Raw genomic sequence first — 22,231 nt, forward strand, 5'->3', positions numbered from 1 at the left:
CAGCGAACTCGACGCCGTCGGTCAGTGCGCGAGGACCGACGCCGCGATCCGGTCGGCCAATTCGCCGAGAACGCGGCTCAACGCGGCCGCCTGCGCGAGCGCATCGTGCCCATTGATCGCGGAATCGAGCGTCACCTGCTGCCGCAGCGGCGCCTGATCCGAGTGCCCGGCCAGCAGCGTCCACTCCGCTTGCAGCGTCAGCGTGCCGCTCGGGTCGGCCGTGGCATTCAGCACGGTGACGACCAGCGTGCGCGTGCCGGGCGGCGCGGGTGCATCCGGAACGACGAACGATCCGGCGGGCAGCCGCGTGAGCAAGTCCTGGGCAAGCGTTTTGCGCATCATCTGAGCGAGCGGTGCGCCCCACCGGGCGCTATCGTCGATCGTCAGCCGGTTCTGCGAAGCCAGCGTGACGACTTCGAGCCGATCGAGCACCGCGGGAATATGCACGGCGGTCAGTTGAATCGGTGGCATCGGCGCCGTGGCGGGCGGCGCGTCGGCGGGCATCGGGTTCAACGTCACATAGCGTGTCGGTATGCTGTGTCCGCATCCGGCGAGCGTCATCGCCGCGACGGTTAGGACAAACGCCGCCGTCCTGACGCTCGTCGCGAGCGATGCCGCGATGGCGCGTCCGACGGGGAACGTGGACCTCGTCATCATTGAGCCTCCTGCTGCCTGCCATGGATCAGCGCCTCCGGATGACGGTCGAGATAGTCGGCCAGTGCCCGAATCGAGCGTGCGGTGTCGGTCAGCTCCTGCATGGCGGCAGGCAGGTCGTTCTGGCTCGACGCGTCGCCGCCTAGTGTACGGTTCGCCGCGGCAATGGTGCGATCGGCCGCGTTCGCCGTCTCGCGCAATTGCGCGACGAGCGGACCGATCTGTGGCGAGACCTGCTGCAACGTGTGATCGATCTGCGCGACCGAGTGGTCGATGTGCGTCAGGCTGTCCTTGATCTGAGGCGAGGAACTGAGCGCGTTGATATGCGCGGCGATACTGCGGACCTGTTCGCCGGTTTGCCGGATCGGAAGATCGTCGATTTTCTGGATCACGTCGTTGGCCTTGGCCATCGTCGTGTCGAGATTCGCGGCGGCGACACTCGGAATGACGGGCAGGCCGTCCTCGCTGGCGAGCGTCGCGACCGGCGCGCCTTGCACGAAGTCGAGGTTGATCTTGTCCGCGCCGACGAGCGGCGGATCTTGCGACAACCGCGCGCGCAAGCCCGTGGCGACGAGGCGGGTGAGCATGCCGTCGACGAGCGGGCGCCAGTCCCCGTTGGCCGGTGGCGGCGCGCCGACGATGCCAAGCTGCGACGGGTTCAGCGCGATCTGCACCGGAGTGCTCAGCGCGCCCGTGCGTGCGTCGTAGTTCAGGCGCACGCTGGTGACGGTGCCCACGTCGAAACCGCGCAATTGCACATCGGCGCCACTCTTCAGGTCGCCGACGGCGCCCTCGAAGCGCACCAGATAGGTGACGACCGGGCCGTGCCCCGGCGCGAGCGCGGGGCGGCGATCGACACCGTCGAAATGCGATGCCGGTTCGCCGGGCCCGGGTTCCATCACGATCTCGGGGCCGGACAGCACTCCCTTGATCGACGCTGGATCGTTGAGATCCACGTGTGCGCCGCGCAGGAAAAACCTGGTCTCGCTGCGCAGATACTTTTTTTCGGCGCGATCTATCTTGAGCTCGGCTTGCACGTGTCGGCCATCGGGCGCGAGCGTAATCTCCGATACGGCGCCGACCTTGACGCCGCGCAGCGTGACGATCGTGTCGTCGGACTTCATGCCGTACGCGTTGTCGAAGGTTACCGTGACCGTCTCGCCCTGATGCATCAACGCGCGAACGCCGAGCCATCCGGCCATCGCGAAGGCTGCGACCGGCACCGCCCAGATCCAGCCGGGCCACGCGCTGCGCCGCACCTGGGCTTGCGAACGACGGGGACGCGTGCCGCTCATCGCTTGCTCCGCGGGTGGACGTCCCACATCAGGCGCGGGTCGAATGCGCGCGAAGCGGCCATCGTCAGCAACACGACCAGCGCGAACGCGGTGGCGCCGATGGCGGGTCTGGCCGCGGCGATGCCGTCGAACCGGATCAGCGGCACGAACGCGGCGATCGTGAACACGTCGACGTACGACCATCGGCCGAGTTCGTCGATCAGGCGGTACAGATGCGCCTTGACCCGCAGATGCCGGCGCGACCGGCGCCGAACGGAGACGACGAACCATGCCATGCCGAGAATCTTCGCCACCGGAATGACGATGCTCGTACAGATGATCAGAATGCCGAGCGGCCACAGGCCAGCGTGAAACAGCTGGTAGACGCCGTCGATGATCCGGGTTGAGTGGGTTCGCCCGAGTTGCATCGAAGTGGTCATCGGAAAGAAGTTAGCCGGGATCGTCAGAACGAGCGCGGCGAGCGACAGCGCAGCCGCGCGCACGACGGCGTCGGTTTTGCGAGCGCGCAACGTCAGTGCGCAACGAGGGCAGGAGCGCCCCTCCTGCGACATCGGCACGACCAGATCGCAAACCGTGCAGGACAGCGGCGCTTCATGTTCCGGCAACTCGTTTTCCGCGGCGATCGCGCGCCACACCGTTCTCCGGTCGAGCGACGCGCGTGTGAGCATCGACAGCAGCGCCGCGGCGATGAAGCAGTAGCCGCCGGGGGCAATCGTGCCGGTCAGATTCTGCGTCACGCGCGCGTAACCGACGAAGCAGCCGACCAGATAGACATCGGGCATGGCCCAGATATCGAGCGAGGTGGTCCAGCGAAACAGCGCACCGATTCCTCTGGTACGCCGGCCGAGCCGCAGCGCGACGAGGACGATCACGAGGCCGCCAAAGCGGATGAATGGCAGCACGATACCGAAGGTGCCGAGCAGCACCGCGAGAATGAACCAGCCATCGTTCCACATCTCCACGATGCCCGACGACAGCAGTGATGAGCGTTCGACGCCGAGCATATGGACATACATCAGGGGCGCGAGGTTGGCCGGAAACAGCAATACGAAGGTCGCGCTCGCGCAGGCGAGCGCCGCGGTCTGACTTCGGCCGCTACGCCGCTCGAGCGGAAAGTGACAGGCGCGGCAACGCGCGTAGGTATGGGCGGTGAGCGGCGGGATGTCTTCGAGCGCGCCGCATTCGGGGCAGCCGATCGTCATGCGACGTTCTCCATCGGCTGTCCGTTTTCAGGCGGGCAGTGCGTTGCGAATGAGGTTTCGCCGATCATCCCTCGACCCCTGGCGCCGTTTGGCGCGTGAATCTACGGCAGACGCGCTGGCGCGCGCCAGCTCTTGTCCTCCACTAGCATGGCGCGTTCCCGGCCGGCGTCGGCGCGCCGGGCAGCGCGGACGAACGGCGGCCGCGGTGTGGCGATGCGGCGTCAGTCGGGTAAGCGGGATGGTTCGACGAGGCGAGCATCCGCTGTGCCGGCAGAGCGCGCGACCGCGCGGTTCAGCCGCGTGCTCATCCACCCGCTGACGGAGCGGCGTCGGCAATGATCAGCAACCTCGAAGACAGGGCGTCGGGATGCCCCGGCTTGAACCAGTTCATCTCGGGAATGCGTGAGTCGGTCAGGTAGATCGTGCCGTCCGGCCCTTCTGCGAACGTATCCGGCCATCGCAGTCCGGGCTCGTGCAGCAACGTCGTCAATGTCGCGCCGTCCCATACCTTCACCGCGTGTTCTTCGACCGCGGCAATCAGCAGGCGTCCCGTCCGGTCGATATGCAGGCCGTCGGCGGGGCGATGCTCGAGCACTTTCTCGACGCGGTTGCCGACTTCATCGATCGCGAGCGCGGTATCGCGAAGCGCTTCGGTGGGCACGCGGTAAAGCGTTTTGCCCTTCACGGCCTGCCAGTACAGATACAGTCCATCGCGAGTGAGCGCGATGCCGTCGGCCGAAAATTCGACGCCGCGTCCATCGGGACGCCGCAATGGTGCGCCGCCTGCATGGACCGTGACGCCCGGATCCGTTTGCGTCGACGGATGCCCGTCGAGCACGCGGCGCGCTTGACCGGTGTCGAGATCGACCACCACGATCGCGCCGCGTGTTCCAGAGTCCGTGATGTAGGCGAAACGGCTGTCGGGACTGATGCGCACGTCGTTCAGATAGCTGCCCTGAGGCGCGATTTCGAGCGTGAACGCAATGCAGCCGACGACGCTATCCGTCGCAAGATCGATGCGGACCAGTTTAGGGGCACCCGGCACGACGAACGCCTGGGCCGGCGCGCCGGGGTCGAGTACCCACAGGTTGTTTTGCGAATCGCACAGAATCGCCTGCACGCAGACCCAGCGATCCTGCGGGTTCAACTCGTCACGCCTGGCATTGCGCCAGCCGTTCCATCGATCGTCGGGATAAGGACGGACGTCGCCATCGGGCGTGAGTACGCCGACCGAGATCGGCGCGTCTTCTGTCCAGCGCGGGAAGTTGACGAAGATGCGTCCGTCCGCGGCGACGGCGACGCCGGTCACCTGGTGCCCGAACGACGCAATCTCGCGCAGATGCGGCAGCGAGCCGTCGTCACCGGCGCTCGATGCAGGCGCGGCGGTCAGTGGAACCCGATCCGCGGCGGTTGGCGTGGCGGTGTCTTTCATGGGCTGCCTCCGGGACAGGACGGAAATGTCCGTATTCAGCAAAGCGAATGCCGCGTGCAAAGATAAAGTGAATCGTAATCCGCGAATCTTTCGGAAGGTATTCAATGTGAATTGCCGACCGTCCTTTATGCGAATTGTTTGACTTTCGCGCGAGCAGAGAACGGTAGTGCGCGCAATAGGGAAAGCCGAGTTGTCGCGTGGCGCTTGGTACGACATGGCGCGCTAAAAGGCCGCGTCGCTACTACGTCATTCAGGGCGAAGAGAATCGCTCCGCGGCGGCGTGCGGAGCCGCCGTACCAGGCGGTCCATTTCGGCAACTCTGACTCTCAGGGTTTCTCCTGCCTCGCCTTTGGACCCGCCGTGTCACTCGTGCGCTACACCGCTCATTTGCAAAGAAAAAATAATGCCGACGTCAAAGGAATGTGCTAAAAAATAACAATTGCACGCGCAGACAAATAGCCACACCTGCAAGTAAAAATTTCGGCTTTCAATATTCTTAATCGGCCGCGAGGTGGATCATGAGAACAAGTACGCTTTGGGGGCTCGGGGTGACGACGGTCGCTTCGGTGCTAACGCTGCAGTGTTATCCAGCGTGGGCCGACGGACCCGAAGCGGCGTATGCGTCCAACGACGACGTGCCGGCCGGCTCGCTCAGTCCGAACGAGTACAAGGTCAATGCGGACGGCATGAAAGAAGATCCGAATGCGAAGATGTCGGACGTGGCCCGCGCGTATCGCAATGGCTATATCAATCGCGGCAAGCAGGATCAGGCCGATTACCAGGCAATGGTCGACTCGCACAATCACGGTCAGCGGCAACCCGCCAGGACCGACGTCGCGCGGGTCGACGTGCCGCCGCTGCCGCCGGGCGTTCCCGAAGACGATAACTCGAAGTACACGAGCATTCCGCCGCAGCCTCAGAAGCCGCAGCCGGTCCAGTACGCGCAGCGTCAGGTGCCGCAACCGCCGCCGCAACAGCAATATCAGCAGGTGTACCAGCAGCCGCAATACGCGCCGCCGCCAATCCAATACCAGCAGGCGCCGACCTACGCGCAGATGCAGCCGGTCTACGACAACCAGCCGGTGTACATGCGGCAGGACTATCCTCAGCCACCCGTGCAGTACGTGCCGGTTTATCCGCAGGCGCAATACGAGGAAATGCCGCAGGTCGTGGAAACGGTGGTTCAACCGGCCGCGCCTGTCGCTTATCAGGTTTATCGTCCGCCGGTCTATTGGGCGCAGCCGCGCGTGTATGCGTATCGTGCGCCGGTCTACAGCTATCGTATGTGGCGTTGAGGTATTGCGCGAGTCGTGGCGGCGTTGCGCAGCAATGGAGCGCCGCGGCGAATACTCGCACGCATCGATTGATTGGTCGATAGAAAGTACTCAGCCCGGCGCATTCGTGTCGGGCTGAGTACTTTCTTTTATTCGTTTTGCGCTAGGGACCGCTGGCACCTCTCGTGCGCACATTCAAATGGTTATGCACCTGTCTGACTCCGCGCACCGATCTCGCGACACTGCCCGCGCGTTGCACCTGAGCGCGCTGCGGTACCCAACCGGTCAGCGTCACGATACCGCGGCGCGCCTGCACGTGAATCGACGTTGAATGCAGGTTCGGCGTGCGTGCGAGCGCGCGCCGCACGTCGCGCGCGAGCTCGCTATCGGGTCTGTTGCGAGCCGGCGATGCCGCGATGGATTGGCTTTGCGCGGAAGCATCGTTCGGCATGCCGCCACTGGTTTGCGCATTCGCACAGGTCGCAGTGCCGATCGCAATCGCTGCCGCGGCAATGGCGCCAATTAGGGTGCTCGCGCTGTCTTTTCTCACAAGTCCTCCTGTACCACCTGATTGTCGCTCGCCGCGCAGCAGATCGACGTTGCGGCTATTGCGGTTGCCCGTTGCCCAATAGCGCGTCCGTCGTGACGACCGTGCAGTACTCGTGATCGAGATTGGCCAGTGACATCGCATGAACGTCGTCGGCGCTGCGCGGCGTTCCGTTCCAGTCGGTCCGTGCAAAAGTGAAACAGCCGTCGGCCACGAGATATGTATCGAAGCCGAGGTTGCCGGCCATCCGCACCGTCGCCTCGACCGAGTTGTTGGTGATGACACCCGCCACGACCAGCGTCGAGTGGCCGGCGGCGCGCAGGCGGTCCTCGAGTCCCGTGCCGATGAACGCGTTATTCGTGCGTTTCGCAATCACCGGTTCGTCGGGCAACGGCACGTTCGACGCCTTGAATTCGTGTCCCGCCTGACCCGGCCGATAGTGCGACCCAGGCTCCGTCGAGTCGTGCCGCACATGCCACACCGGCCAGTTTCGGCTACGCCAATGCGCGAGCAAGCGGCCCACCTGCGTCTCGGCTGCGGGATTGTTGCGCTCGCCCCAGCTCGGATGATCGATCGCGCGTTGCAGATCGATCAACAACAATACGGCGCCGGCGGAAGGAGCAGGATTGCGCATGGGTCGAATGAGTCTGTGTAGATGTCGATATGGTTCTGGCAGACTTTACGGTATTGCCGCCATCAATAGCCATTGTATGATGGCGGGCTCGCGTCCGGCCGGAGCCCCGGGCGGCTTGCGCTGATCGCGCGCCGTCTGCCGCGCCCACCGGGCTGCAACGCATCCATTCACGATCATCCAGAGGAAGACCGCCATGACGGCTGCAACGCAATTCGACCAGGTTTCTGTTGTCAAACGAGCCAACGTGTACTTCGACGGCCAGTGCGTGTCGCACACCGTGCTGTTCGCCGACGGCATGCGCAAGACGCTCGGCGTGATCCTGCCCGGCACGCTGAACTTCGGCACCGACGCGCCGGAGCTGATGGAAGTGCAGGCGGGCAAATGCCGCATCCGTCTCGACGGCAGCGATGAGTGGAAGACCTATGGCGCGGGCGAGTCGTTCTCAGTGCCTGGCAAGAGCCGCTTCGATATCGATGTGGTTGAAACGCTGGACTACGTTTGCAGCTATCTGTAAGCGGCTTTAAGGCGCGTGCAATCGGATAAGACAGACCTGTTGCACGCAGCCGTGACGGCTTGGACAAGGGGCCCAGGCTATCTTTGCTCAGATGTGTTGAAGAGACAACACGCAAGCATTCGCGAGTGCATGCGTGAGCCAGGTGCTCAGAATGGGCCGTCCATTACGCTTCGCTTCGACGATGAACACCGCCGCCAGCACCGCCGCGCCCAACAGAATCGTCGCGACCGCACGATCGACGTAGCCGTGCATCAGCGTGAATAGCGCGATCGACGCCGCCGCGGCAACCCGCCACGACGAACGAAAGACGCCGTCGATGAGCCGAATGGGCAACCATTGCCCGACGATCGTCTCCAGGAACGGCATCAGAATGGTGATAAAGAACAGCTGAACCGGAATCGGTTTATCGGCGAGCGGGTTTTTATGCGGCGCCGGCGGGCCCCACAGCGCGTATTGAGCGAATATCAGCGCGATCTGCCCGAAAAACATGATTGCCGCGCCGCCGATTATCAGTCTCCATCGGGGCACCTCGTTCCAGCTTCTTTTCGTTAAAACCGTCAGCGCGTGCAAGATTACGCTGTCTCTTTCGCCACGATCTCCTCGATCACCTGCACGAATTGCTCGACCGGCTGGCCGCCGGTCACCAGATAGCGGCGGTTGAAAATGATCGACGGCACCGATTGAATGCCCATTTCCTGATTGTTCTTTTCCGCTTCGCGCACTTCATCGGCGTACGCGCCGCTCGTCAGCACGTCGCGCGCTTCGTCGGCGTCGAGTCCTACCGACTGGGCCGCTTCGACCAGCACGTCATGATTGCCCGGATTCTTGCCGTCGGCATGATACGCGCGCAATAGCGCGAGCTTCAGCGGTAACTGGTGGCCCTTCAGGCCGGCCCAATGCAGCAGGCGATGCGCGTCGAACGTGTTGTAGGTGCGGATGCGCGGAGCGAAATCGAAGCCGACGCTCGCGCCGCGTTCGCGGATCATCGCCTGCGTTTCGGCGATCTGCGCGGCCGTGCGGCCGTATTTCTTGCCGAGATACTCGACGATGTCTTCGCCGTCCGGTCCCATCTGCGGATTCAGTTCGAATGGATGCACGACGATGCGCGCGTCGATTTTGTCCTGAAGCCGCGCGAGCGCGAGCTGCAGCGACGACAGGCCGATCGCGCACCACGGGCAGGCGATGTCGGAAACAAAATCGATGGTGAGTTGCTGTTTCATGGTTGTCCTGGCGCAATGAAGTGCGATGCGGCGGCGGCAAGTGCGGCCGCAACGATCCCGACAGCGTAGCGTGAATCGTGCGTCCGTGCAGTGCGGCTGAATTTGACCGCAAGACCCGGAGTGTTTTCCCTCCACCACACTCGTACACTAAACCCATCGAGCTACCTACTTTGATGGCGCGGGCGACGAGCCCGCGCCGCCCACTCATCGACGATGAACGCAATCGCTCCCACCCAAACGATCGACCAACGCGCCGACGCACTCGACTGGCCGCGGATCGAACACGATCTCGATCAGTACGGCTGCGCCGCCGTGCCGCAACTGTTGACGCCGCGCGAATGCGACGCGCTGAGCGCGCTCTATCCACGCGACGCGCTTTATCGCAGCCGCGTCGTCATGGCGCGCCACGGCTTCGGTCGCGGCGAATACAAGTACTTTGCGTATCCGCTGCCGTCGCTCGTCGGCGGCTTGCGCGGTGCCCTTTATCCGCACCTCGTGCCGGTCGCGAACCGCTGGAACATGGCGATGGGCATCGACGTGCGCTATCCGCCGAAACATGCGGATTTCATTCGACGCTGCCATGACGCCGGCCAGGTGCGTCCGACGCCGCTGATCCTGCAATACGGCGAGGGCGATTTCAATTGCCTGCATCAGGATCTGTACGGCGAACACGTGTTCCCGCTGCAGGTTGCGGTACTGCTGTCGGAGCCGGGGCGCGACTTCACAGGCGGCGAGTTCGTGATGACCGAACAGCGTCCGCGTATGCAGTCGCGTGCCGAAGTCGTGCCGCTCGCGAAGGGCGACGCGGTCGTGTTCACCGTGAACAGCCGGCCCGTGCAGGGTACGCGCGGGCCGTATCGCGTGAATCTGCGGCACGGCGTGAGCCGCCTGCGCTCGGGACATCGGCATACGGTCGGCATCATCTTTCATGATGCGCTGTGAGGGCCGCTTTCGGCGCAATGGCGCAACACCGCGTGCCGTGAGACGATAACGGCCACGATTCCAGCGATCTACCGCCATTGTCGTAAGATCCGTCGCCTCGTCCCATGGAAAACCTGCTCAAGAAACTCGATCTGACTTCGCTGCGTCTGTTCGTCGCCGTTTGCCAGGAGCGCAATATCGCGCGCGCGGCGGAGCGCGAGTTCATCGCGTCGTCGGCGGTGAGCCGGCGCATCGCCGAGATCGAGGCGCTGATCGGCCTGCCGGTGATTCAGCGGCAGTCGCGCGGCATTACCGTGACGCCGGTCGGCGAGACCGTGCTGCGCTACGCGCTCGCGATCATCGGCAATATCGAGCAGATGAGCGCGGAGTTGTCGCGCTTTTCGACGGGCGTCAAAGGGCGCGTGAGGGTGGTTGCGAATCTGTCGTCGATCGTGCAGTTTCTGCCTGAAGACGTGGCCGCGTTCGGCCGCGCGTTCCCGGATGTATCGATCGAACTCGAAGAAGAAAACAGCGCGGACGTGCTGCGTATCGTCGACGAACACGGCGCGGACTTCGGCATCTGTAATCCGGTTGCTGGCAGCGAGGCGTTCGAGCAGGTGCCATACCGCCAGGACCGGCTCGCGGTGCTCGTGCCGGGTGGGCATCGGCTCGCCAGCGCGGCGCGGGTGAACTTCGACGATCTGTTGCACGACAGCTTCGTCGGCTTGCGCAGCGAAAGCGCGCTCACACGTTTGCTCGCGCAGCAGGCGGCGAGCGCGGGCCAGCAGCTCGACGTGCGGATGCGCGTGAGCAGTCTCGATGCGCTGTGCCGGATGGTGCATGCGGGGCTCGGCATCGCGATCGTGCCCGAGCCCGTCGGCCTGCTCTACGTGAACACGCTCGACGTGCGGCTGCTGCCGCTTGCCGATGCGTGGGCGGAGCGTCATCTGATCATCATCTTCAAGGCGCGCGAGCAGTTGAGCGCAAGCGCGGCCGCGCTAGTGTCGTTCCTCGGCAATCCGCCTTAGACGATTCCACCACCCGCACTCCGCGCCGCGGCTCCGCCATCGAGAATTCGCGAAACGAGACGGCAGCGTTGCCGCACCGGCACTTCGGCATCCGCCTTGCGCGCCGTATAGTGAGCGCAAGGAGAATGCAGTGATGAGCGATACGATTCGTTTGGACGGCCGCGTGCTGTACCTGTCGCAAGACCCGGCCGTGATCGAGGCGCAACTGGCCGGCGAAAACTTCACTCGCGACACGGCGGGGCCGTTGCGCGACAACGTGTCGACGGACGAGATCACGCCCGTCACCGTAATGCTCACCTACGACGAGCGCCTCGGCCAGTACCCGTACGTCGGCTTCAAGGCCGGCGAGCGTCTGCCGATCGGCCGCAATGCGGTGAAGGACGGCGGCTTTCGCGTGACGGTGGTCGGCAAGCGCTACGGCAAGGGCTCGTCGCGCGAATCGAGCCCGCTCGCGGAGTTGTCCGCAGGCATTCGCCTGATCGTTGCCGAGAGCTTCGAGCGTATCTATCAGCAGAACTGCGACAACATCGGCATTCTGACCACGACCGATTTTTCCGTGCTCGATCGCCTGCTCGCAGGCGTTGCGGTGCCGATCGACGAATTCCTGAAAGGCCGCGACTTGCTCACGCAGCAGATCATCCGCAGCGGCGGGCTGCTCGCGTATAGCCGGTTCGCGGAGTGGCCCGCGCCGGGCGCGCGCGCGAGCGATGCCCCGAACGAGGCGCCGGGCGCCGAGCCGAAAACGCTGGTCGAGAAGATCATCGAGCGTCATCTGCATCCGGGCACCGCGAGCGCGCAGCGCGGCGACGGCGTGTTCATCGCCGCCGATTGGCGCTTCAGCCACGACTATTTCACCGGCATGTGCGCGCATCTGATGCATCGCGCGTTCGGCAAGCCCGCGCCGCTGCATGCGCCGGATCACATCATCGCGTTCCAGGATCATCTGGTGCTCGCGCCGCAGAGCATCCCTCACGTGCGCGACGGTCTGTTGCCGGGCGTCGCGAATCTGATGGAAGGCCACACGTCGTTTTCGCGCGACTACCCGGTGCGCTCGCACGGTGCGCTCGATGGTGTGCCCGGCTCCGAGGGCATCTGTCATGCGTTGATGGCCGAGCAATATGCGCTGCCGGGCCAGGTAGCATGCGGTACCGATTCGCACACGCCGCATTCGGGCGCGCTCGGCTGCCTCGCATTTGGCGCGGGCGCGACCGAAATCGCCAACAGCTGGGTCACGGGCTACGTGCGCTGCAAGGTGCCGGAGACGCTGCGCATCGAGATCGACGGGCAGTTGCGCGACGGCGTGACCGCGAAGGACGTCGTGCTGCATCTGCTGCGGATGGAGGCGATTCGCTCGGGCGGCGCGATCGGCCTCGTGTTCGAATACGGCGGCGCGGCGGTGCGCGCGATGTCGATCGACGAACGCGCGACGCTGACCAACATGGTCGCGGAACTCGGCGGCTTCACCGGCATCGTCGAGCCGGACGAGCGCACGGTCGCGTTCCTGAAGGAGCGGCGCGGCGTCGATTTCGTGCTGGAAAGCTGGATGAAAAGCGACGCGGGCGCGACCTATCGCGACACGATCCATATCGATGCGAACGCGATCGAACCGATGCTCGCGCGTCCGGGCGACCCCGGCAACGGCGTGCCGGCGCCGCGGCTCGAACAGGACGTCGCGATCGATATCGCGTATGGCGGCTCGTGCACCGCGGGCAAGCGCGAGGACTTCGATTTCTATCACGAGGTGCTGCGTTGGGGCGTCGAGCACGGGCTACGGGTGCCCGAGCGCACGCGTTTGTATCTGCAATTCGGCACGATGGCGGTGCGCGCGTATTGCGAGGAGCAGGGCTATCTGCCGGTGTTCGAGCGCGCGGGCGTGACGCTCGTGATGCCTGGCTGCGGCTCGTGCGCAAACTGCGGACCGGGACAATCGGCCAACCCGAACGACGTGACGATCAGCGCGATCAACCGCAATTTCCCCGGCCGTTCGGGACCAGGCGACGTCTGGCTCGCGAGCCCGTACACGGTCGCGGCGAGCGCGCTGGCCGGGAAAATCACCACGTTCGAACAATTGCAACGCGGGCACGGCTAGAATGCTGGCCGGACTCCGGCCGACCCATCGTGGCGCGTGCGACGCGCGACAAGACGCAAGGCCGGCATCGAACCGGCCGCGATAAGCGATCAGCCCTGCCGTAAAAGCAGTCGCAACAGAAGGAGACACACGACATGGCATTCCCCGATCCCGCGGGGTCCGTCGCGCGCAGCGGCGGTACCGTGGCGCATTCCACTGACGTGGCCGGCAGCGCCGCCCGCAGCACGCCCGCTCAGGCGGCGGGCCACGCATCGCTCGACGCCGGCAGCATTTCGGCGCGCCTCGACCGCTTGCCCGCCACGCGCTCCGTCTGGAAGCTGGTGGTGCTGCTGAGCCTCGGCTTCTTCTTCGAACTCTACGACCTGCTGTACTCCGGCTATATCGCGCCGGGCCTCGTGAAAAGCGGCATGTTGACCGCGACCACGCATGGCCTGTTCGGCTCGACCGGCGTCGCGAGTTTCATCGCCGCGCTGTTTAGCGGCCTGTTTATCGGCACGATCGCGTGCGGTTTCCTCGCGGATCGCTTCGGGCGGCGCGCGGTGTTCACCTGGTCGCTGCTGTGGTACACCGCGGCGAACGTCGTGATGGCGTTTCAGGAGACCGCGACGGGCCTTAATTTCTGGCGCTTCGTCGCCGGTGTCGGCATCGGCGTCGAGCTGGTGACGATCGGCACGTACATCTCCGAGCTGGTGCCGAAACAGATCCGCGGCCGCGCGTTCGCGTGCGAGCAGGCGGTCGGCTTCACGGCCGTGCCGGTGGTCGCGTTTCTATCGTTTCTGCTGGTGCCGCGCACGCTGTTCGGTCTGGACGGCTGGCGCTGGGTCGTGCTGATCGGCGCGCATGGCGCGCTATTCGTCTGGTGGATTCGCCGCGCGTTGCCGGAAAGCCCGCGTTGGCTCGCGCAGCAAGGACGTCTCGCCGAAGCCGACCGTGTGATGAACGCGCTCGAGGCGAAGGTACGTCACGAATATGGCCGCGAGTTGCCGCCGCCGGCGCCGCCGGTGCCGATCCCACCGCGCGGCAGCTTCCGCGACATGTGGGTACCGCCGTACCGCAGCCGCACGCTGATGATGACGATCTTCAACATCTTCCAGACGGTCGGCTTCTATGGCTTCGCGAACTGGGTGCCGACGCTGCTGATCAAGCAGGGCATCACGATTACGACGAGCCTGATGTATTCGAGCGTGATCGCATTGGCCGCGCCGCTCGGTCCGATCATCGGGCTGTTTATCGGCGACCGCTTCGAGCGCAAGACGGTGATCGTCGTGATGGCCGGCGTCAATATCGTGTGCGGGTTGTGGTTCAGTCAGGCATCGGGTGCGGTGCTCCTCGTGAGCCTCGGAGTGTGCCTGACGCTGGCCGGCAACATCATTTCGTACAGTTATCACGCGTACCAGGCCGAACTGTTTCCGACCAGCATCCGGGCGCGCGCGGTTGGCTTCGTCTACTCGTGGAGCCGCTTTTCCGCGATTTTCACGGCTTTTCTGATCGCGGCCGTGTTGCGCTACTTCGGGACGACCGGCGTGTTCGTGTTCATCGCGGGCGCGATGCTGATCGTGATGCTGGCGATTGGCTTGATGGGGCCGAAGACGAAAGGGCTCGAACTCGAGAAGATATCCACCTAGCGAAGGGGCCGGCTGTCGAGCCGGCCCGCCGCCATGTGCAGCATTGGCTATGCCATCAATGGAATGCACGGTCAGAGCGCCGACCTTCCTGCAAAGCGGGGTCCAGGACTGCTTCAGGTGCCCACAGGACGGATCGACAGCGCGTTCCTGACCGAAGTTACGCCAGGTACCCCTTTCGCCACCTCGGTTGCCCGGTCGCTTTCTGCCTGAAGCGGTACGCTGCCCTGCAGCGTGACAGCACCATCGCGGGCGCGAACTGTGATATTGGCCGTTGAGATGTTCCTATCTTTCACCAGCGCATTTCGAACCTGACGCTGTAGCGCCCGGTTCGCTGCTTTCATTGACTTGTAATGCGATCGGGCTTCGGGCGTCGTGGTCGGGGCAGACTCAGGGGCGTTAGCGTTGCTCGCCTGCGCATAGGCGTGAATCGAACCCGAAATCAGAAGGGCGGTACCGACCAGTTTGACGGCGTGGATTGCTTTCATGCATCTTCTCCTGTCGTTGCAGATCGTTGGGCTACAGATTCAGGGATATCAGACACACGCCCCCACAATATTTCTGAGGCGGATCAAATGGCACTATAGGACAATAAAGGGTTAGGTCAAGCAACAATGCAAATCCGGCCAATTGCGCGGACAACCGAAGAAATTAGAATACTTCAGATTATGAAGGCGCTCTAATTCTATTGATAGGGTTGCAAATCAAAACTAAGGATTAGTTTTTTTCCGCCTTTAATCACCGATTACCGGTGTCCGATTGACATTTTTAGCCATCCCCGATGTAGCGGCACAGTTACATTGCGCCGTCGATTTACGCCGGCCTGGAGAGCGCGAAGCATGCGATACGCGACCCGCGGCAATTCGCTCTGCCGCACCTTTGCTGTGCATAACACGCACTCCGATGAAGAGGCCGAGCCCCCGTCCATGGTGAAGTAGGCAATTCGTCCATGCTCGCAGCCGCGCGTTCGCCGCCCCGATCAGAACAATTGCTTCTGCCCCGACGTCAGCGTCGTGAAATCGTCGCGTAGCAACGGCAGAATCGCGTCGGCAACCGGCTGCAATTGCCGCGTCAGATAGTGCTCGTAGTCGATCGCCGAGCGCAGCGTTTCGAGCGGCTCGGGGCCGGCCACCGTCATCACGTAGCTGATCCAGCCGCCGTTCTGATATTGCAGCGGACGTCCCTGCCGGCGATTGAACTCATCGGCGACGCGTGCCGCGCGCACATGCGGTGGCACGTTGCGCTCGTAAGCGTCGATCGGTCTGCGCAACTGCTTGCGATAGACGAGCTGATCGTCGAGCCGGCCGGCGAGCGTATCGCGCACATAGTCGCGCACGTAATCCTGATACGGCTGCTGCTTGAAGATGCGCCGATACAGTTCCTGCTGAAACTGCTGCGCAAGCGGCGTCCAATCGGTGCGCACGGTTTCGAGCCCTTTGTAGACCACGTCCTCGCGGCCGTCCGGCAATACCGTAAGTCCTGCGTAGCGTTTCTTGCTGCCTTCCTCGGCACCGCGCACCGTCGGCATGAAAAAGCGCCGATAGTGCCGCTCGAATTGCAGTTCCAACGCACTGTCGATACCGAAGCGCGCCTGCAGCTTCTGCCGCCACGCCGCGTTGATATGTTCGACGAGCGCGCGGCCGATGCGCGCGGCGTCTTCCTCGTCATGCGCGTGCCTGAGCCAGACGAAGGTCGAATCGGTGTCGCCGTAAATCACTTCATAGCCTTGCGCCTCGATCAGCTCGCGTGTCGTGTGCATGATCTCGTGGCCGCGCATCGTGATCGACGACGCAAGCCGCGGATCGAAGAAGCGGCAGCCGGTCGAGCCTAGCACGCCATAGAACGCGTTCATGATGATCTTCAGCGCCTGCGATAGTGGCTTGTTGTGCTCGCGCTTGGCCGCTTCGCGTGCCTGCCACACCTGCGCGACGATCGACGGTAAGCAGTGACGCGTGCGCGAAAAGCGCGCGCCGAGAAAGCCCGGCACCGAGCTCGCGTCGTCGGGATGCAGCATGCCTTCGACCAGACCGAGCGGGTCGATCAGAAACGTACGAATGATCGACGGATACAGGCTCTTGTAGTCGAGCACGAGCACCGAGTCGTAGAGCCCGGGCCGCGAATCCATCACGAATCCGCCGGGGCTCGCGGCGCCGGCCACGTCGCCGAGATTCGGCGCGACATAGCCCTGCCGATGCATGCGCGGCATGTACAGATGCGTGAACGCCGCGACCGAGCCGCCGCTGCGATCGGCGGGCAGGCCGGTCACCGTCGCGCGTTCGAGCAGGAACGGCAGCAACTCGGTCTTCGCGAAGATACGCGTGACGAGCTCGCAGTCCTTCAGGTTGTAACGCGCGAGCGCGGGCTTGTCTTCGTCGAAGCGGCGCTGGATTTCGTCCATGCGCTGATACGGATTGTCGATCGCCTTGCCTTCGCCCAGCACCGAGCGCGACACGTATTCGAGGCTGAACGACGGGAAGCTCCACGTCGCCGAACGCAATGCCTCGATGCCGTCGATGACCCAACGACCCGCCACACCCGCGAAAAAGTGATTGCGCGTGACGCCGTGTTCGCGCCACTCCATCACCGCGCCGCCTCGTCCGATGCGCAGCGGCACGCGATACTGCCCGGCATGTTGTTGCAGTACCTTCAGATCGAACTGCACGAGGTTCCAGCCGATGATCGCATCGGGATCGTGCCGCTCCATCCACTCGATCAGCTTTTCGAGCAGCTGTGCGCGGGTTTCGCAGTATTCGAGCTTGAAGTCGATGGCGTCGATGACGTTGCCGTCGTTGCCGTCGTGGCCATTCGGCGGGCCAAGCATATACACCTGCCGCTCGCCGCAGCCTTCGAGCGCGATCGAATATAGCTCGGCATGCGCGCTCGTTTCGATGTCGAGCGACACGAGCTTCAACGGCGGACGATATTCGGTGGACGGTTTGAGTTCGCTGTCGAGCCAGGGGCCATCGAGCCCCGGACCATTCTGCTGCGGCACGCCGCTGAACCACACCGGCGCGGTGATGAAGCGCTCCATCATGTAGCGCTCGGGCGGCTGGATATCGGCTTCGTAGACATCGACGCCGCCTTCTCTGAGGCGCTTCTCGAAGCCCTTCAATTGCCGGTATTGCGGACAGTAAAGCCCGCTGACCGGCCGATGCTGGAAGTCGCGCAATTCGAGCGAACGCAGATCGAGCGGCGCGTCGCGCCGTAGAATCGTTTCGGCGCGTTCGCGATGTTCAGCCGGAATGAAGGCGACGGACGGCTGAGGCCGCAGACGGATGTGGCGCGGCCCGCTGTCCGTGGCCAGCCAGAACTCGATTTCCGTGCCGGCGGGCGTGTCCCGCCAATGTCGGGTCAAAATGAAACCCTGCTCGAACTCAGTCAAACTTCCACCTTTAAAGCGGCGCAATCGCCTTGCGCGATTTTACCGCCGCAGGCAGGGACTGTTGAACGGGCAATGAAAAGGGCGCTTCGTACTGAAGCGCCCCAACCAGCACGGCTTCATCTCTTCAAAGCCGGTTCAGTTCGTTCCCGGTTCGCTCAAGCTTCGAGCGCCAGCGTCGCAAACGTGGCGAGCCAGTGCTCGCCCATGTAGTCGCCGGCCACATGCGGCAGCGCGCTCTGCAGATGACGCTCGGCCGCATCGAACAGCACGGTGCGACGCACGTCGCCGGCGGGCAGCGCACGCGCGAGCGCACGCTGGCACCACGCGCGGCTCAGATTGAGGCCGTCCAGATGCGCGATCTTGCCGTCGCTGCGATCGGTCACGGTGACGGGCTCGAACAGCGTCGCCGGTTTTTTCGCGCCGAGGTCCGGCAGGAAGCGTCCGAACCAGTCGGTGAACTGCGCCGACGGCAACACACGCCGCATCAACTCCGCTTCCATCAGCGACGGCGACAGGAATTCGTCGCCGGCCGGCTCCCACGCCTGACACGCGACGTCGTCCAGATACCAGCGCTCCGCGGTGCTGACGATCAGCGCCTCGAGCGATTCGCGCGAGGTTTGCCGCGAGAAATCGAGCGTCAGTGCGAGCGCGAACGCCATGTTGAAGTGCGTGCCGACGCGCAGCGGATAGGTTGCTTTCGGCAGGAACTCCTCGAAGCGCTCGACGAACGCCTGAGTGAGCGGGGCGAACGTCTTCGCCCAGCGCGCGGCTTCCGAGATTTTCATCGACTGCAACTGCGCGCCGAGCGCGAGCAGCCACGCCCAGCCATACGGCCGCTCGAAGCCGCGGTTGTGCGGCAGGTCCAGATACGCGAGTTCGCCGGCGACGTTCGCCGCGGTGAAATGCTCGTCGACCACGGCGATGATGCGCGCGGCCTCGGGCAGATCTGGAAAGCGTTCGAGCAGATGCAGGATCAGCCAGTAACCGTGCACGCACGAATGCCAGTCGTAGCTGCCGTAGAAGATCGGATGCAAGGCGCGCGGACCCTGCACGTCCTGCGGTCCTTCGAGCGAGTGCGTGAGCTTGTTCGGGTATTCGCGCGTGAGGTGGGCGAGTGCGACATTGGCGAATCTGGACGCGAATTCGCGGGTGAGCTGGGTGGTCATCGGCGGCTCCTCAGAAGCGGAATACAAACACGTGCAACAGTATGGTGTTGACGATCAGCAATAGTAAAGCGGTCGGCCATTGCGCCTTGATCACGCCGTTCTGGTCCTTCAGTTCGAGCAGCGCGGCGGGGACGATGTTGAAGTTCGCCGCCATCGGCGTCATCGGCGTGCCGCAGAAACCGGATTCTTCGTTTCGACGAAGGGCGCGTACTTGAGCGTCAGCGTATCGACCAACGTGATGAGAGCACGCGGCCGTTGGTGGCCGCATGCAAGCGCGAGATCAGATGCCGCGCCTGTTCGAATGCCTTGCCGAACGCGCTGACGATCTCCACCGTCTGCAAGCCGCCGGCTGTCCCGGTCGCGAGGCCCGCGATCGTCACCACCAGCAGCGCGTTGAAGCGCAATGCGAAGCCGGGCACCACGATCGGCACGCCAATCAAAACCCCCTTCCGGCTCTCCTTGCTTCGTTTCCTCGATGCATGGCGACGGAATCTACCACGAGACTTTATTGATAAATAGTCGATAAAATATACCTATCGGGTAAACGCCGAGAAAGTGGCAGCGTGTGCGGGAAACGATCAACCCGCGGTCATACCCTCCGCCGTCAACTGCCGCAACTGCTCCAGCAGCTTGACCGCCGGGCTCGGCAGAATCCCCTGGCGGCGCCGGAACGCGGTCAACGTGCGCCGCCCGACCACGCCCGGCACGCCGAGCGTATCGAACACGCCGGCCTTGCTTTCGGTCACGTACATCGTCGACGCCATCCAGCTCAGAAAGCCCGAACGCGCGACGAGGCTCTTCAGAGCCGTGACCGAGCGCGTTTCGACGACGACGTTCGGCAGTCCCAGCCCGCGCTCGGCAAACACGCTCTGCATGTGCTCGAACGGGCCGGTGCCGCGTGGCGGAATCGCCCAGCGTTGGCCCAGCGTGTCGGCGAGCGTGAGCTCGGGCTTGCGCCGCAGCGGATGATCGAGCGCGGCGACCACGTAGCTCGCGTCTTCCCAGCGGCAATCGGCGATCGCGGTGATCTCGTCAGTATCGGGCACGGCCATGCTGAGCGCGAGATCGATCTGACGTTTGACGAGCGCATCGGCGAGCCGGTCCCACACGCCCTCGATGATCTCCACGCGCAGGTTCGGCCACTTCGTCAACACGCCGCTCACCGCGAGCGGCAGCACGAGGCTCGCGATGCTGCCGACCGCGCCGACGCGGATCGTGCCGCGCGCGAGGCCGCGCATCGCGTCGATTTCCTCGCGCGCCTGTTCGGCTTCGCGTTGCAACAGGATCGCGTGCGGCAGCAGCGCCTCGCCGACCGCGGTCAGATGCATGCCGCGCGAATGCCGCTCGAACAGCGGCGCGCCGACCTGTTCCTCGAGACGGCGGATGGTCCGGCTCAAGGCCGGCTGTGTGATGTGCAGCGCTTCGGCGGCGCGTCCGAGGCTGCCGCTCTCGACGATCACCGCGAACGCCTGCAGTTGTTGCAGGTTGTAAGTCATGCCGAAAGGTAATGCCTTTTTGCGAATTGGGCAATTTTCGGTTACCCCGGCGGCCGTGATAATGGCCATTCGATTTTCCGCGCTCACCTGACAGGAGACTTCGCATGACAAGCAGCGCGCCGCAGCAGAATCAGGCACACGCAAAGGAACAGAGCACGCGGTGGACCGTACGCGACGCGGTCATCGACTTCGCGCGCCGCGTCGGCATGACGTCGATCTTCGCGAACCCGGGCTCGACCGAGCTGCCGATGTTCCGCGATTTCCCCAAGGATTTCCGCTACGTGCTCGGTCTTCAGGAAGCGGTCGTGGTCGGCATGGCCGACGGCTACGCGCAGACCACCGGCAACGCGGCGCTCGTGAATCTGCATTCGGCGGCGGGTGTCGGCAATGCGATGGGCAATATCTTCACGGCGTTTCGCAACCGCACGCCGCTCGTCGTCACCGCGGGTCAGCAGGCCCGCTCGATCCTGCCGTTCGAACCGTTCCTCGCCGCGACCCAGGCCACCGAATTGCCGAAGCCCTACGTGAAGTGGAGCATCGAGCCGGCTCGCGCGCAGGATGTGCCGCTCGCGATCGCGCGTGCGTACGCGATCGCGATGCAGGAGCCGCGCGGCCCGGTGTTCGTGTCGATTCCCGCCGACGACTGGGATCAGCCGGCCGAGCGCGTGGCCGACCGCGAGGTCGCGCACATCATGCGACCCGATCCGGCGATGCTCGAACGCATCGGCACGGTGCTCGACGCGTGCGAGCGGCCCGCGTTCGTGGTCGGTGGCGCGGTCGATCGCGCGGACGCGGCGGCTGAAGTCGTGCGCCTCGCGGAGCGGCATTCCGCGCGCGTCTACGTCGCGCCGATGACAGGACGTTGCAGCTTCCCCGAAACGCACCGGCTGTTCGCGGGCTTTTTGCCGGCGCTGCGTGAGCGTATCGTCGAGTTGCTCGGCGCGCACGATGCGATCTTCGTGATCGGCGCGCCAGCGTTCACGTATCACGTCGAAGGCAGTGGTCCGCATGTGCCGCCGGGCTCGCGGCTGTGTCAGTTGATCGACGATCCGGGCATTGCCGCATGGACGCCGCAGGGCATCGCCGCGGTCGGCAACGTGCGGCTCGGCGTGCAGGATCTGCTCGCGCGCGCCGCGCCCAAAGCGCGTGAGTTGCCCGCGCCGCGCGCGGTGGCGCCGCGAGCGCTGCCGCCCGCGCGGGGCGAGCGGATGTCGGTCGCGTTCGCGTTGCAGACGCTCGCCGAAGTGCGCGATCCCGATGGCATCGTCGTCGAGGAAGCGCCGAGCTCGCGGCCCATCATGCAGACCTATCTGCCGATCGCGCGCGCCGGCACGTTCCTGACGATGGACAGCGGCGGCCTCGGCTACGGCATGCCGGCGGCGGTCGGCGTTGCGCTTGCGCGGCCGGGCGAGCGCGTGATCGCGCTGATCGGCGACGGTTCGAGCATGTACTCGATTCAGGCGATCTGGAGCGCGGTGCAGATGCAGCTGCCGATCACATTCGTGATCCTGAACAACACGCGCTACGCGGCGTTGCAGGATTTCGCGCCGGTGTTCGGTTTCGCGCCTGGCGAGACCGTGCAGGGCACGGACCTGCCGGGCCTCGACTTCGTGACGATCGCGGCGGGCATGGGTTGCCCTGGCGCGCGCGTCAGCGAGGCGGCTGAACTTGCCGACGCGTTGCGTCGTGCGCTGACCGAAGGTGACGTGAAAAGCGGTCCCACGCTCGTCGAAGCGATCGTCGCGTAACGGCGCT

At 64.4% G+C, this 22,231-nt stretch carries 19 protein-coding genes and 2 pseudogenes; 7 read left to right on the forward strand and 14 right to left on the reverse strand.

Annotated elements, in window-relative coordinates; translation table 11 throughout:
- Positions 1 to 21: 21 nt before the first annotated feature.
- From HDG39_RS18315 to HDG39_RS18330, 4 genes are all read right to left on the reverse strand, one after another.
- Positions 22 to 657 carry a PqiC family protein gene (locus HDG39_RS18315; RefSeq protein WP_184007394.1) on the reverse strand — a complete coding sequence of 212 codons (636 nt, stop codon included), beginning with the start codon at positions 655 to 657 and terminating at the stop codon, positions 22 to 24.
- Positions 654 to 1,949, reverse strand: coding sequence for an MlaD family protein (locus HDG39_RS18320; RefSeq protein ID WP_184007396.1), 1,296 nt, complete (start codon positions 1,947 to 1,949; stop codon positions 654 to 656). The genes HDG39_RS18315 and HDG39_RS18320 overlap by 4 nt, the downstream gene beginning before the upstream one ends.
- The gene (locus tag HDG39_RS18325) at positions 1,946 to 3,151 is read right to left on the reverse strand and encodes a paraquat-inducible protein A (RefSeq protein ID WP_184007398.1); all 1,206 of its coding nucleotides are present in this window, start codon (positions 3,149 to 3,151) and stop codon (positions 1,946 to 1,948) included. Before HDG39_RS18325 ends, HDG39_RS18320 begins: the two co-directional genes overlap by 4 nt.
- Positions 3,152 to 3,455: 304 nt before the next feature.
- On the reverse strand, positions 3,456 to 4,583 hold the full coding sequence (locus tag HDG39_RS18330; RefSeq protein ID WP_184007400.1) for an L-dopachrome tautomerase-related protein: 1,128 nt from the start codon (positions 4,581 to 4,583) through the stop codon (positions 3,456 to 3,458).
- Between the two features lie 518 nt (positions 4,584 to 5,101).
- Between HDG39_RS18330 and HDG39_RS18335 the strand changes: the two genes are divergently transcribed.
- Positions 5,102 to 5,878, forward strand: coding sequence for a hypothetical protein (locus tag HDG39_RS18335; protein WP_184007402.1), 777 nt, complete (start codon positions 5,102 to 5,104; stop codon positions 5,876 to 5,878).
- A 142-nt stretch (positions 5,879 to 6,020) separates the two neighbouring features.
- Here HDG39_RS18335 and HDG39_RS18340 read toward each other — a convergent pair whose 3' ends face one another.
- Complete coding sequence (locus tag HDG39_RS18340; RefSeq protein ID WP_260328043.1) at positions 6,021 to 6,308, reverse strand: BON domain-containing protein; 288 nt, start codon at positions 6,306 to 6,308, stop codon at positions 6,021 to 6,023.
- A 154-nt stretch (positions 6,309 to 6,462) separates the two neighbouring features.
- Complete coding sequence (locus HDG39_RS18345; protein WP_184007406.1) at positions 6,463 to 7,038, reverse strand: cysteine hydrolase family protein; 576 nt, start codon at positions 7,036 to 7,038, stop codon at positions 6,463 to 6,465.
- Between the two features lie 193 nt (positions 7,039 to 7,231).
- Between HDG39_RS18345 and ppnP the strand changes: the two genes are divergently transcribed.
- Positions 7,232 to 7,552: a pyrimidine/purine nucleoside phosphorylase gene (ppnP, locus tag HDG39_RS18350; RefSeq protein ID WP_184007408.1), complete on the forward strand. Its 321-nt coding sequence runs from the start codon at positions 7,232 to 7,234 to the stop codon at positions 7,550 to 7,552.
- Positions 7,553 to 7,639: 87 nt separating this feature from the next.
- Here the strand turns inward: ppnP and HDG39_RS18355 are convergent, their stop codons facing one another.
- Together HDG39_RS18355 and HDG39_RS18360 are read right to left on the reverse strand one after the other, a co-directional pair.
- Complete coding sequence (locus HDG39_RS18355; RefSeq protein ID WP_184007487.1) at positions 7,640 to 8,041, reverse strand: CPBP family glutamic-type intramembrane protease; 402 nt, start codon at positions 8,039 to 8,041, stop codon at positions 7,640 to 7,642.
- 83 nt (positions 8,042 to 8,124) lie between these two features.
- Positions 8,125 to 8,772 carry a DsbA family oxidoreductase gene (locus HDG39_RS18360; RefSeq protein ID WP_184007410.1) on the reverse strand — a complete coding sequence of 216 codons (648 nt, stop codon included), beginning with the start codon at positions 8,770 to 8,772 and terminating at the stop codon, positions 8,125 to 8,127.
- Between the two features lie 213 nt (positions 8,773 to 8,985).
- On the opposite strand from HDG39_RS18360, the gene HDG39_RS18365 reads away from it, so the two are divergent.
- The 4 genes from HDG39_RS18365 to HDG39_RS18380 all read left to right on the forward strand — a co-directional run bounded on the left by HDG39_RS18365 (position 8,986) and on the right by HDG39_RS18380 (position 14,435).
- Positions 8,986 to 9,714: a 2OG-Fe(II) oxygenase gene (locus HDG39_RS18365; RefSeq protein ID WP_184007412.1), complete on the forward strand. Its 729-nt coding sequence runs from the start codon at positions 8,986 to 8,988 to the stop codon at positions 9,712 to 9,714.
- A 104-nt stretch (positions 9,715 to 9,818) separates the two neighbouring features.
- A complete protein-coding gene (locus tag HDG39_RS18370) occupies positions 9,819 to 10,721 on the forward strand; it encodes a LysR family transcriptional regulator (protein WP_184007414.1) in 903 nt (300 codons plus the stop codon).
- 133 nt (positions 10,722 to 10,854) lie between these two features.
- Entirely contained in the window at positions 10,855 to 12,810 is a 1,956-nt protein-coding gene (locus HDG39_RS18375; RefSeq protein ID WP_184007416.1) for an aconitase family protein, read from the forward strand.
- Between the two features lie 134 nt (positions 12,811 to 12,944).
- Positions 12,945 to 14,435 (forward strand): MFS transporter, encoded by a 1,491-nt coding sequence (locus HDG39_RS18380; RefSeq protein ID WP_184007418.1) that lies wholly within the window; start codon positions 12,945 to 12,947, stop codon positions 14,433 to 14,435.
- A gap of 113 nt (positions 14,436 to 14,548) precedes the next feature.
- On the opposite strand, the gene HDG39_RS18385 is transcribed toward HDG39_RS18380, so the two are convergent.
- The 6 genes and pseudogenes from HDG39_RS18385 to HDG39_RS18410 form a co-directional block, all read right to left on the reverse strand.
- On the reverse strand, positions 14,549 to 14,920 hold the full coding sequence (locus HDG39_RS18385) for a BON domain-containing protein (RefSeq protein ID WP_018423351.1): 372 nt from the start codon (positions 14,918 to 14,920) through the stop codon (positions 14,549 to 14,551).
- 491 nt (positions 14,921 to 15,411) lie between these two features.
- Positions 15,412 to 17,814, reverse strand: coding sequence for a DNA polymerase II (locus HDG39_RS18390; RefSeq protein ID WP_184007420.1), 2,403 nt, complete (start codon positions 17,812 to 17,814; stop codon positions 15,412 to 15,414).
- Positions 17,815 to 17,969: 155 nt separating this feature from the next.
- Positions 17,970 to 18,980, reverse strand: coding sequence for a DUF2891 domain-containing protein (locus HDG39_RS18395; RefSeq protein WP_184007422.1), 1,011 nt, complete (start codon positions 18,978 to 18,980; stop codon positions 17,970 to 17,972).
- A gap of 10 nt (positions 18,981 to 18,990) precedes the next feature.
- Positions 18,991 to 19,164 (reverse strand): annotated as a pseudogene (locus tag HDG39_RS18400) (5-oxoproline transporter, DUF979 family subunit); the annotation flags it as partial.
- 37 nt (positions 19,165 to 19,201) lie between these two features.
- A pseudogene (locus HDG39_RS18405) lies at positions 19,202 to 19,420 on the reverse strand (5-oxoproline transporter, DUF969 family subunit); the annotation flags it as partial.
- Between the two features lie 138 nt (positions 19,421 to 19,558).
- Positions 19,559 to 20,476, reverse strand: coding sequence for a LysR family transcriptional regulator (locus tag HDG39_RS18410; protein ID WP_184007424.1), 918 nt, complete (start codon positions 20,474 to 20,476; stop codon positions 19,559 to 19,561).
- A 104-nt stretch (positions 20,477 to 20,580) separates the two neighbouring features.
- Here HDG39_RS18410 and mdlC point away from each other — a divergent pair, with 104 nt between their 5' ends.
- Positions 20,581 to 22,224, forward strand: a complete 1,644-nt coding sequence (mdlC, locus tag HDG39_RS18415; RefSeq protein WP_184007426.1) for a benzoylformate decarboxylase — start codon at positions 20,581 to 20,583, stop codon at positions 22,222 to 22,224.
- The last annotated feature ends 7 nt before the right edge of the window (positions 22,225 to 22,231 follow it).

Source organism: Paraburkholderia lebeckiae (assembly GCF_014201005.1).
Lineage (GTDB): Bacteria > Pseudomonadota > Gammaproteobacteria > Burkholderiales > Burkholderiaceae > Paraburkholderia > Paraburkholderia tuberum.